General features: G+C 63.1%; 11 protein-coding genes. 4 read left to right on the forward strand and 7 right to left on the reverse strand.

Annotated elements, in window-relative coordinates:
* Window positions 1-208 precede the first annotated feature (208 nt).
* The 3 genes from ACQRD3_RS12685 to ACQRD3_RS12695 all read right to left on the reverse strand — a co-directional run bounded on the left by ACQRD3_RS12685 (window position 209) and on the right by ACQRD3_RS12695 (window position 2590).
* Window positions 209-970 (reverse strand): amino acid ABC transporter ATP-binding protein, encoded by a 762-nt coding sequence (locus ACQRD3_RS12685; protein WP_080906633.1) that lies wholly within the window; start codon window positions 968-970, stop codon window positions 209-211.
* Between the two features lie 12 nt (window positions 971-982).
* On the reverse strand, window positions 983-1651 hold the full coding sequence (locus ACQRD3_RS12690) for an amino acid ABC transporter permease (RefSeq protein ID WP_080906635.1): 669 nt from the start codon (window positions 1649-1651) through the stop codon (window positions 983-985).
* 90 nt (window positions 1652-1741) lie between these two features.
* Complete coding sequence (locus ACQRD3_RS12695) at window positions 1742-2590, reverse strand: transporter substrate-binding domain-containing protein (RefSeq protein ID WP_427781632.1); 849 nt, start codon at window positions 2588-2590, stop codon at window positions 1742-1744.
* A 209-nt stretch (window positions 2591-2799) separates the two neighbouring features.
* Between ACQRD3_RS12695 and ACQRD3_RS12700 the strand changes: the two genes are divergently transcribed.
* A complete protein-coding gene (locus tag ACQRD3_RS12700; protein ID WP_427781633.1) occupies window positions 2800-3936 on the forward strand; it encodes a D-alanyl-D-alanine carboxypeptidase family protein in 1137 nt (378 codons plus the stop codon).
* A gap of 75 nt (window positions 3937-4011) precedes the next feature.
* Here ACQRD3_RS12700 and ACQRD3_RS12705 read toward each other — a convergent pair whose 3' ends face one another.
* The 4 genes from ACQRD3_RS12705 to ACQRD3_RS12720 all read right to left on the reverse strand — a co-directional run bounded on the left by ACQRD3_RS12705 (window position 4012) and on the right by ACQRD3_RS12720 (window position 9233).
* On the reverse strand, window positions 4012-5196 hold the full coding sequence (locus tag ACQRD3_RS12705) for a M20 metallopeptidase family protein (RefSeq protein WP_427781634.1): 1185 nt from the start codon (window positions 5194-5196) through the stop codon (window positions 4012-4014).
* Between the two features lie 75 nt (window positions 5197-5271).
* Window positions 5272-6453: a hypothetical protein gene (locus ACQRD3_RS12710; protein ID WP_427781635.1), complete on the reverse strand. Its 1182-nt coding sequence runs from the start codon at window positions 6451-6453 to the stop codon at window positions 5272-5274.
* Between the two features lie 474 nt (window positions 6454-6927).
* Entirely contained in the window at window positions 6928-7686 is a 759-nt protein-coding gene (locus tag ACQRD3_RS12715; RefSeq protein WP_080906723.1) for an SDR family NAD(P)-dependent oxidoreductase, read from the reverse strand.
* A gap of 20 nt (window positions 7687-7706) precedes the next feature.
* Complete coding sequence (locus tag ACQRD3_RS12720) at window positions 7707-9233, reverse strand: oligosaccharide flippase family protein (RefSeq protein ID WP_427781637.1); 1527 nt, start codon at window positions 9231-9233, stop codon at window positions 7707-7709.
* Between the two features lie 245 nt (window positions 9234-9478).
* Between ACQRD3_RS12720 and ACQRD3_RS12725 the strand changes: the two genes are divergently transcribed.
* The 3 genes from ACQRD3_RS12725 to ACQRD3_RS12735 form a co-directional block, all read left to right on the forward strand.
* Window positions 9479-10189 carry a DUF554 domain-containing protein gene (locus ACQRD3_RS12725; RefSeq protein ID WP_427781636.1) on the forward strand — a complete coding sequence of 237 codons (711 nt, stop codon included), beginning with the start codon at window positions 9479-9481 and terminating at the stop codon, window positions 10187-10189.
* Window positions 10190-10522: 333 nt separating this feature from the next.
* The gene (locus ACQRD3_RS12730) at window positions 10523-11299 is read left to right on the forward strand and encodes an enoyl-CoA hydratase-related protein (protein WP_080906641.1); all 777 of its coding nucleotides are present in this window, start codon (window positions 10523-10525) and stop codon (window positions 11297-11299) included.
* 15 nt (window positions 11300-11314) lie between these two features.
* The coding region (locus tag ACQRD3_RS12735; RefSeq protein WP_427781638.1) for a 3-hydroxyacyl-CoA dehydrogenase NAD-binding domain-containing protein at window positions 11315-11492 on the forward strand (178 nt) is incomplete at its 3' end.

Here is an 11492-nt window from a genome sequence, read left to right on the forward strand (position 1 = left end):
CGCCCCGCCCCGGCCTTTTCTCACTCGCCGCGGGATCGGGCGTACCGCCAGGCGGCCCGGCGATCCGTGCAGTAGAGCAGGCAGAAAACAATGCTGTGTCCCAGCCGCCGGAAAAAAACCATGCAAAACGCCCCCTTTGCTGCCATTGTAGCAAAGGGGGCGTCTCATAAAAGGGATTTTTCTGTCGAACAGGTGATCTTCCGATGGATCAAGACCCGGAGTACCGGGAGAGGAACTGCCGGGTGCGCTCCTCACGGGGTTGCTCGATGACCTGCCGGGCGGGGCCCTGCTCCACGATCACTCCGCCGTCCATAAAGATGACCTCGTCGGCCACATCCCGGGCGAATGCCATCTCGTGGGTGACGATGATCATGGTGGTGTTCTGATCGGCCAGGGATCGGATGACCTTCAGCACCTCCCCGGTGAGCTCGGGGTCCAGGGCGGAGGTGGGCTCGTCAAAGCAGAGCACATCGGGGCGGAGGGCCAGCGCCCGGGCGATGGCCACCCGCTGCTGCTGCCCGCCGGAGAGCTGGTGGGGATAGTGGCCGGCCCGATCCTGAAGGCCCATCTGGGCCAGCAGCTCCCGGCCCCGGGCGTCGATGGTCCCCCACTGGGATTTGTCCGGTGTGCGCAGCTTGACCGCCAGGGTCACGTTCTCCAGCGCGGTATACTGGGGGAAGAGGTTGAAATTCTGAAAGACCAGCCCAAAGTGGAGCCGTTTTTCCCGCAGCTCGCTCTCCTGCTGGGTGGCGGGGTCGGCGGCGTCGAAGATGACCTTTCCGCCCACCGAGATGACCCCGGCGTCCGGCGTCTCCAAAAAGTTGAGGCATCGCAGCAGGGTGGTCTTGCCCGAGCCCGAGGAGCCGATGATGGCCAGGGCCTGCCCCTCGTCCAGGGAGAAGCTGATGTCTTGCAGGACTTTGGTGGAGCCGAAGTGCTTTTCGATCTTCTGTGCTTCCAAAAGTGCCATGGTCCCGCCTCCTTATTTAAAGTAGTCCAGCCTGCGTTCCACCCAGCCCAGCAGGAGGGTGAGTACGCCGTTGAAGACCAGATAGTAGATGCCGGTGAAGAACAGGGGCCAGACCAGCCCTGAGTAGCCATGGGAGCCCTTCAGGAAGGCATAGCCCGCCCAGATGACCTCCTGGAGGGAGATGATGCGGGCGATGGAGGTGTCCTTGACCAGGGTGATGATCTCATTGGACATGGGGGGCACGATGCGCTTGATCATCTGGAGCAGGGTGACCTTGAAGAAGATCTGGGACCGGGTCATGCCCAGCACCATGCCCGCCTCCTGCTGACCGACGGGAACACCCTGGATCCCGCCCCGGTAGATCTCGGAGAAATAACAGGTGTAGTTGATGATAAAGGCGATGGCGGAGGCCAGGAACCGGCCCTCCTCGCCGCTGCCCCAGGGACTGTATCCCAGCAGGCGGCCGGGGATGTAATAGAGGATGATGAGCTGGAGCATCAGCGGAGTGCCCCGGATGACCCAGATCACCATCCGGGTGAGATAGCGCAGGGGAGCGAAGCGGCTCATGGAGCCGAAGGAGAGCACCAGCCCCAGGGGAATGGCCCCCAGCAGGGTGACGGCGAAGAGCTTGAGGGTCTGTAAAAAGCCCACATTCAGAGCGCCCAGGACGGTTGCGAGCATGGCGTGTCCCACCTTACCTTTCCAATCAAAAAACGGACAAAAAGCAGAGGGCGTGCGCCCCCTGCTTTTTTCGGCTGAAAAACAGCCCGGTCATTGCTCGATGAGCGCGGCCTGAACGCCGTAGGTCTCGGCGGTCTTCTGCATGCTGCCGTCGGCGTAGGCGGTCTGGAAGAACTCGTTGAGGGCCGCAGCCAGATCGGAGCCCTTGCGGAAGCCCACGCCGTACTCCTCGCTGTTGAGGCCCACGGTGTAGGTCAGATCGGCGTAGCTGGTGCCCGCGCCCACCATGGCGGCGGCCATCAGAGAGTCGATGACGGCGGCGTCGGCCGTGCCGGAGGAGACCTCCAGCAGCGCGGTGGCCTGATCCTGGACCTCGGTATAGCTGGCTCCCAGAGCCTCCACCTCAGCCTTGCCGGCGGAACCGACCTCCACGGCGAAGGCCAGATCCTTTACGCTGTCCACGCTCTGATAATCGGCGGCCCTGGCGGAGGGGACGATGACCACCTGGGCGTTGTTGCAGTAGGCGTTGGAGCAGGCCATGGCGCTGGTGACCTCGTCGGTGAGGGTCATGCCGTTCCACACCACGTCGATGTTTTTGCCGTCCAGCTCCAGCACCTTGTTGTCCCAGTCGATGACCTGGAACTGGCACTCCACGCCCAGGCTCCCGGCAAAGGCGCGGGCCATATCGGCGTCAAAGCCGATCCAGCTGCCGTTCTTGTCCTGGTAGTCCATGGGCTCGAACTCGGTGATGCCCACCACCAGTACGCCCTTGTCCTTGACATAGGCCAGATCGCTGCTGCCGGCGGCACTCTCGGCGGGAGCCGCACTGCCGGCGGCCTCGGAGGGCGAGGCGGAGGGAGCTTTGCCGCCGCCGCAGGCGGTGAGGGAGAGGCCCATGGTCAGGGCCAGAGCAAGAGAGAGCAGCTTCTTGGGATTCATAAAAGGTTCCTCCTGTTTCCATCGTCTTGATACTTTAGTATGGTAACACGCTAAATAAGAAATGTAAAGAGAAATCCTTCCGGCGTTTTTCACAAAAGAGAGGCGGCATCCCTGTTTTTCCTGCGGCACCAAAATTCGCCTGGTATACGCGGAGGAAAATTCCACATCTTAAAGGCAGATTTCCAGATCAAAAAAATGGAGGCGGAACCATGAAAAAATGGATGGCGGCCCTGTTGGCCGTTTCCCTGTGCATCTTCCCGGCTCGGGCCGCCGTGGCCGGAGCGCCGGAGGTGGCGGCGGGGGCCGCCGTGCTGATGGAGAAGGAGACCGGGCAGACCCTCTATGAACAGAACGCCCACGACAAGCTGGAACCTGCCAGCGTCACCAAGGTGATGACGCTCCTGCTGATCATGGAGGCCATTGACGGCGGCCTGCTCTCGCCGGACGACTCGGTGCAGGTCTCGACCCGGGCGGCCTCTATGGGCGGTTCCCAGGTCTATTTAAAGGAAGGGGAGACCATGACGGTCCGGGATCTCCTCAAAGCTGTGGTGGTGGTCTCGGGCAACGACGCCGCCGTGGCCCTGGCCGAGCGGGTGGCCGGAAGCGAGGGCGCCTTTGTGGAGCGGATGAACCAGCGGGCTGCTGAACTGGGCATGGCGGACACGACCTTCCTCAACTGCACCGGCCTGCCCGCCGCGGGACATCTCACCTCCGCCCACGACATTGCCGTGATGAGCCGGGAACTCATTCTCCGCCACCCGGCCATCCGGGAGTACACCACCATCTGGATGGATTCCATTCGGGACGGGGCCTTCCAGCTCTCCAACACCAACAAGCTCATCCGGTTCTACGACGGAGCCACCGGGCTCAAGACCGGCTCCACCGACGGCGCGCTCTACTGCATGTCGGCCACCGCCGAGCGGGGCGGCATGGAGCTCATCGCGGTGGTCCTCAAGTCCCCCACCTCGGCTCAGCGGTTTGAGAGCGCCAAGAGCATGCTGGACTTCGGCTTTGCCAACTACACGGTGCTGGACGCCCACCCGGCCCAGGCCCTGGCGCCGGTGGACGTGCTGCTGGGTGAGGAAGAGCAGGTCCAGCCGGTGCTGGAGGGCGGCGGCCGGATCCTGGTGGAAAAGGCACAGGTCAACGAGGTGGAGACCCGAATCGACCTGTGCGCCGATGTGGAGGCCCCGGTGGAGCAGGGTCAGAAGCTGGGCGAGATGACGGTGACGGTGGCGGGCGAGGTGCGCCAGACCATCCCCATCGTGGCGGCCCAGTCGGTGGCGCGGCTCACTATCCCCGGCATTCTCAAAAATCTGCTGGGATACTTCTTCATGGGCAAATAGGAGCCGGTAAAAAAGAATGAAAAAAGCTGCGCCGCTCCCCCATTTGGGGACGCGGCGCAGCTTTTTGCCGCTTTTTTAAGAATGGCTCTGGAGGTATCGCACAGCGCAGTGGGCATACAGAGCGGCGCCGGTGGGGAGGACGTCCTCTTCCACCACCATGCCGGGGTTGTGCATCCCGCAGAGATGCCCGCCCGCCGCGCTGCCCGCGCCCAGCTGAAAGAACACGGAGGGGACTTTCTGCGCCACTATGGTGAAGTCCTCGCTGCCCGACATACGGTCGCTCTCGATCACGGCTTCTCCGCCCAGAAGCTCCTGGCAGTAGCCGCTCAGGTCCCTGCACAGCGCCGGGTCGTTGTAGAGAGAGGGCATGCCGTATACAAATTCCACCTCGGCCCGGCCCCGGAAGGTGGCCGCCGTTGCCCGGCTGATCTCCGCCACCCGCTGCTTGAGAAAGGCCCGCCCCTCCACCGAGTCGGCCCGGATGGAGGCCTCCAGCACACAGCTTCCCGCGTTGGTGTTGCAGCTGGTGCCGCCCCGGATCATCCCCACCAGCACGACGGCCTGCTGTTCGCAGGGGATCTCCCGGGCCGGGATGGCCTGGAGCGCGATAATTATGTGGGCCGCGATATTGATGGCGTCCACACCGGCGCATGGGGTGCTGCCGTGGGCGTCTTTTCCGGTGATCGTGATCCGGACTGCGTCGCCTGAGAAGGAGGCACAGCCGGGTTTATAGGTAATGGTTCCGGGTTCGCTGCAGCCCTCGACCCCCACTGCCACATGAAGCCCCATAGCGGCGTCTGCGGCGGGGTGTTCCAGAATGCCATTGGCCAGCATATCCCGGGCCCCGGCCAGCAGCTCCTCCGCCGGCTGGAACATCAGCTTGACCCGGCCCGCCAGCTCGGATTCGTGTTCCTTCAGCAGCCGGGCGGCCCCCAGCAGCATGGCGGTGTGGCAGTCGTGGCCGCAGGAGTGGCAGTTCCCGTTGCCCGCGGCGAAGGGGAGCCCGGTCTGCTCCGCCATGGGCAGCGCGTCCATGTCGGCCCGGAGCAGGATGGTCTTGCCCGCCCCGCTTCCGATGAGACAGGATACCCCCGCCCTTCCCACCCGCTGAGGCTCCAGACCGCAGGCGCGCAGCCGCGCCTCTACAAAAGCAACGGTTTGGGGCAGATCGAAGCCTGTTTCCGCAAAGCTGTGGACGGTACGCCGGTCGGCGATGATCTGATCTTTAATGGCCAGAGCGGCCGATTGATAATTCGTCATAGTGGATTCAGCACCTTTCAAATAAGAGGACGGCCCCCGCCGTGTGCGCAGGGCGCATCCGGATTGTGACGGCAGTCAGAAGATCAGGGGGGCGACCACCCCCGCCAGAGCCACCGAAGCCACGCTCACGCTGGCGACTCCCGCAATGAGCATCTTGGGCAGGACGTAGTCGGTCAAATTCCGGATCTGCTCGGGGGTGAAGTCCCGGCCGAAGCTGGCGCCGGTGACCACCTCCATGGCCACGGCGTAGGTGACAGGGTAGCCCAGCATGCAGCACAGGCCCACGGCAATGCTGAGCGAGGGGTCCCAGTGAAAGAGAAGCCCCATCAGGACGGAACAGATGGCCACGCCCGCGGCCCCCAGGACCAAAAGGCCGAATACCGGCAGGAGAATGGAGGCGAACTGGGAGAGAGACATGGTGACAAAGCTGGCGGTGCAGTAGGCATAGGTGGCCAGCAGCATCACGCCGTCTCCGCCCGCCCTTTGCAGGCTGTTTCGATCCAGAAGGCCCACCGCGGCAGCCAGCGCGCCCAGCAGCAGGTAACAGATGGTGGCGTTCAGCCCGGTGAGTTCCGAGAAGCCCTGGGCCAGCGCGCCTGTGGCGGCCAGACGGGCAAAGTGGGCGGTTGGAGTGTCCAGGGACTGCGGCGTGGCGGGGAGAATGCGGAGGTTGATCCGGCGGCTGTCCCCGGACTGACTTTGCAGGTGACCGCCTCTACCGATATATGCTACGGCGGACTTTCGGAGAAAGAAGCTGGCCAGGGGGAGGCCGATGAGGATCTGAAGGGCCATGACCGCCGAGGCGAAGCTGGCCAGGTCGACCCGCCCGGCGGTCTTGGCGGCCTCTCCGGTGATCATGGTGGCCACGATCCCGCCGCTGATGGGGGCGATGGCGCTCAGAGCGTATTCCCGGCCAAACAGCAATTGTCCCAGGGTGGCGCAGAGAAGGATCACGCCCGCCACACCCGCCAGGGAGACCAGAATGGTCCTCCACTCCTTTTTCAGCGCATGGAGGTCCAGGGTGGAACCCAGATTGGTGAGAATGAGCACCATGCCGAAGGTGGGGATCAGCGCGGTGAGGCCGGAGCGATCCATCAGGTCGGCGGGTAGGACCCTGAGCACTCCGCCGAAGAGAATGAATACCAGGATCGCGGTGATGAAAGTGGATACGATGCCCCGGGTTTTCAGGGCGATATAGTCCCCCACGGCAAAGGTGAGGGCGACAAAGCCGAAGGCCGTGATCGGTGAAAATTCCATTGAGAGTTCCTCCAGACATGATTTGTGGGAAAAGCTGTGGGACGGCAAATGCTGTGCCGCCATCGTTCTCTCAATGTCATCTCTGATCCCTCCGTCCCTGTTTCTGAAAATGGGGATAAAAAAACAGCCTTTGTCCCAACTCTGGGACAAAAGCTGCAGCTTCTGCGGTACCACCCGGATTGACGCCCAAAGGGCGCCCGCTCATTCGCACACCATCATGCGCGTCCCTCTGATAACGGGTGGGAGACCCGGCATCCACTACTGAGCTGTCGCCGTTCGTATTGCCCTCGCAAGGCCATTCCATACGGCGCCCGCTGTCGTGATCTCACCGCCCACGACTCTCTTGGAACGCGCATTCCGCATGTACTCATCTTGCTCATCGGTTTTGGATTTGGTTGTGTTGTTGGGTTTGGTTATAGCAGGTTTTTACACGGCTGTCAAGTGGAAATTTGGAAGGGGGCGGAAAATTTCTCCTCAGCGCCGTTCCCCCTTGCGGGCCTGAAGAGACCAGCAGATCCGGGCGGCCAGACGGTCCGGGAGAAAACGCACCCCCAGCTTTACCGCCCGCATCAGCCCGCCGGGAATGAGCAGTTCCCTGCCCCGCAGAGTCCCGGCGATGGCAAACTCCGCCACCCGTGCGCTGCTGAGGCCTCCGGCGTTCAGGTTCGCCCCCGCCACCCGGTCAAACTCGGTCTCCACCGGGCCGGGGCAGAGGACGCTCACCGTCACGGGGCTGCCCGCCCGGCGCAGCTCCTCGCGCACCCCCTGGGACAGCCGCAGGACATAGGCCTTGGAGGCGTAGTAGGAGGCCAGCAGCGGCCCGGGCAGAAAAGCGGCGGAGGAGGCCACGTTGAGTACCCGCCCGTTTCCCCGGGCGGTAAAGTCCCGGAGGAAGAGCTTCATCAGTGTGTGCAAAGCCACCATATTCAGCTCCAGCATGGACTGTTCGGCGTCCAGGTCGGTCTCCAAAAAGGGACCGTAGACGCCCCGCCCGGCGTTGTTCACCAGCAGGTCGACGCCCTCCTCCCGCACCTGTTCGTAGAGCACGCGGCAGGCGCCGGGGGCGGTGAGGTCCATGGGAAGGACGGTGACGGGGACGTCCAGCTCCCGGGCCAGTTCCTCCAGCCGGTCGGCCCGGCGGGCCACCAGGATCAGGGACCAGCCCCGGCGGGCCAGGGCGCGGGCCATGTCCCGGCCCAGGCCGGAACTGGCCCCAGTGATGAGGGCTTTCACGGGCATTCACTCCTTTGGACTCATGATACCTCTTTTTTCGCTGCGGCGCAAGGCCGGCTCACCACGCCCTGAGCCGCCAGGGTGCAGAGGTAGAGCACCACCCCAAAGGCAAAGCAGGCAAGGCATGCGGGAACTTCGTCCATCCCGGCCCCGGTGAGGATGGGGAACAGCAGATTGACGCACAGTCCGGCCAGCAGAGCGGCCAGCCCGGGCGCGGCGATCCAGCGGAAAAACTGGAATTTCAGGTTGATGGCCCTGTGCAGGGACCGCCAGTTGAGAAAGACCCCCAGCACCGTGCTGACCAGCAGCCCCTCCACGTAGCCGTGGAGCCCCACGCCGCTCTGGCCCATCCGGGCCCAGGTGATAAGCAGCTGGACCGCCCCGCTGATGAGAGCGTTGCGGGCGGAGGCGGTCTGTCTGCCCAGGCCGTTGAGGGAAGCGCCCAGTACCGCTTCATAGCAGGTGAGTGCCACGCCCACGGACAGGGGGGCGGCAAAGTCTCCGGCCGAGGGCTCACGAAAGAGCATCCGAGCCAGCGCGGGGGCCAGTACGGCCAGCAGGGCGGAGGCCGGGAGGATGAGCAGGGAGGTGGCCTCGAGGGCCTTGCCGGTGCGGCGGCGGGCCAGATCGGGGCGGCCCAGGGCGGCGCTCTCCGCCAGCCGGGGCACCAAGACCAGGGACATGGCGGAGATGACCGCGGTGGGCAGGGCCAGCATGGGCACGGTCATGCCGCACATTACCCCGAAGGCGCTCATGGCCTGACTCACGTCGGCCCCTGCCCGCACCAGCCGCTGGGGGATCATCACCGAGGTGGCCGCCCCCATCAGATTGCCCAGCAGGGAAGTCCAGCCGATGGGAAGGGCGATCAGGCCGATCCGGCGGGGGAGCGTCCGGCGGGCGGCGCCTTCTCCCGCCGGATGCCGGCCCATGGCCCGCCGGTAGAGGACCGACAGCGTGACGGCCGAAAAGATCTCGCAGGCCACCATGCCGCAGACGATAAGCCCCACGGTGCGCTCCGGACTCTGAGGAAGAAAATGCCACAGCAGCCCCAGCACCGCCCCGGTGCGGATGAGCTGTTCGCAGATCTCAGTGACGGCGGGGGGACGGACATTCCCCGTACCGTAAAAGTAATGCTTGTGGATGTTCTCCAGCCCGGTGAGGAGGACGCAGGGCAGAAGGAGCAGCAGCCCCAGCCGGGATCTGGCATCCCCCAGCAGGCGCACTGAGATCCAGTCGGAGAGGGGGGCGGTGATGAGGGCCACCACCGTGAAGGCGGTCAGGAAACCCAGTACGCACTGGCGCACCACCTGGGCGGCGGCCTTCTCGTTGCCCAGAGCATGGTACTGGGCGGAGAGGTTGGAGCAGGCCACGGTGAAGCCCACGGCGGTCAAAGACATGAGGACGGACGATACCGGCAGGACCAGCTGATAGAGCCCCATGACCTCCGAACCCACCATTCGGGACAGAAAGACCCGGTAGACAAAGCCAACTGCCTGGGCAAACAGGCTCACGGCGGTGAGGACGGCGGTGGAGCGCAGCGCGGACATGGCTTTCAAGTGGAAATCCCCCTCTCTCCGGACAGGGAGGCCGGCGGGTGCTCCGCTGTCCCAGATCCCTGCATTATCAGGGTATTCACCGGACAAGTCCGACATGCGGGCGAGGGGCGGGCCGGAAAATCCCGCATCCCTGATAAAAAAGAATGGAGCCTATGCCCATACTTCTTTTGACAAATGGGGGAAAAACGTGTAGAATAATGCCAATTTCAGCGTTTTGTTGCGGAGGAGTGGGTCGCGTGGCCGCGGTGCTCATCAATGTGGTGTTGGTTTTGGCGGGCAGCTTTCTGGGCCTGCTGCTGAAGAGTCGGTTTTCCCAGCGGCTGGGTCAGGCGGTGATGTCCGCCCTGGCCCTGTGCACGGTTGGAATCGGCCTGAGCACGCTCCTCAAGACGGAAAATTCTCTCTGTGTGATCCTCTGCATGGTGGCGGGGACTCTCCTGGGGGAGTGGATCGGCATTGAAAAGCGCATGGACGGCATGGGGGAGTTTCTCCGGAGGAAGCTGGTTCGGGGCGAGGGGAGCAGCCGCTTTGTGGAGGGCTTTGTCACCGCCACGGTGCTCTACTGTGTGGGAGCCATGGCCATCAACGGCTCCATCCAGGCCGGCCTGAACCACGACTATGCCGTTCTGGTCTCAAAAAGCGTGATGGACGGCGTGAGCGCCATCACCTTTGCCGCGGCCCTGGGATTGGGTGTGGCCTTTTCTGCCGTGCCGATCCTGCTCTATGAAGGGGCGCTGACCCTGCTGGCCGGGGTGGTCGGCCCTTATCTCAGCCCAGCCGTCATCACCGAAATGAGCGCCGTGGGCGGCGCCATCATCGTGGGGATCGCCTTCAATATGATGGGCCTTGGCCGGGAAAAGATCCGGGTGGGGAATATGCTGCCCGCCATTTTCCTGCCCATGGTGTATCTGCCGCTGGCCGAGTGGCTGGGAACGCTGCTGAGCTGAGCGCGCGTGCGGCCTGTGCTTTTGGCATCTAGCAGAATACTTGCCAATCCGTGAGACGGGTGGGGGTGAATTCCTGTCCGCCTGCATCTTTCCGACAAAAAATTTTCTTTTTCCAGGCGATTTTATCTTGCGTCTACTCCCGAAAAGAGCTATACTAACGAGTGCAGTGTGATCGGCCGAAGGCCGTAGCAAGGCCGAATGCAACTGGAACAGTCATACCAAATGGCATAGGTTGCGTTTTTTTGTCACTTGTATTGTTAAAAAAATCACAAGAACGGACAAAAGCCGCAAAAGGAACCAAGATCAGTACATGGATAGATGGAGGAAAGTAACATGGGATTTGTGAAAACCGAGCAGAAAGGCCACGTAGCCATTCTCACCATCGACCGGCAGGAGGCGCTCAACGCCTTAAGCGCCGACGTCCTGAAGGACCTGAGCGCTGCGCTGGACGATGTGGCGGCCAACGATGAGGCCTATGTGGTCGTGATCACCGGCGCGGGCCGCTCCTTTGTAGCGGGCGCGGACATCGGCGAGATGAAGCCTCTCACCGCAGTGGAAGGCAAGGACTGGGGCCGGTTCGGCAACGATGTGTTCCTGAAGGTGGAGAGCCTTTCCAAGCCCGTCATCGCGGCAGTCAACGGCTTCGCTCTGGGCGGCGGCTGCGAGCTGGCCATGGCCTGCGACATCCGGCTGGCCAGTGAAAAGGCCAAGTTTGGGCAGCCTGAGGTGGGGCTGGGCATCACCCCCGGTTTTGGCGGCACCCAGCGTCTGGCCCGCATCGTGGGCACCGGCCGCGCCATGGAGCTGATCTTTACCGCCAAGGTCATCGACGCCGCCGCTGCCGAGAAGATCGGCCTTGTGAACGCCGTCTATCCTCCCGAGGAGCTGATGGACAAGGCCATGGAGATGGCCGAGGCCATCGCGGCCCAGGCCCAGGTGGCGGTGCGGGAGTCCAAGAGCTGCATCCGCCGGGGTATTCAGACCGATATCAACACCGGTATTGCTTACGAGACGGAGGCTTTTGGCCTTTGCTTCTCCACAGACGATCAGAAGGAGGGCATGTCTGCCTTCCTGGAAAAGCGGAAAGAAAAGAACTTCACCGGAAAATAAGTAAGATAGACAGTCATTTCAACAGAATTCTATAATAAAAACTGGGAGGTATTACATATGAGCATCAATAAGGTAGTTGTGATCGGCGGCGGCACCATGGGTCTGGACATCGCGCAGGTTTTTGCCCGCAGCGGCAAGCAGGTCACTGTCCGCGACATCAACGATCAGCTGATCCAGGCCGCCGAGGCCCGTC

Source organism: Candidatus Pseudoscillospira sp. SGI.172, from assembly GCF_050313575.1.
GTDB lineage: Bacteria > Bacillota > Clostridia > Oscillospirales > Oscillospiraceae > Vermiculatibacterium.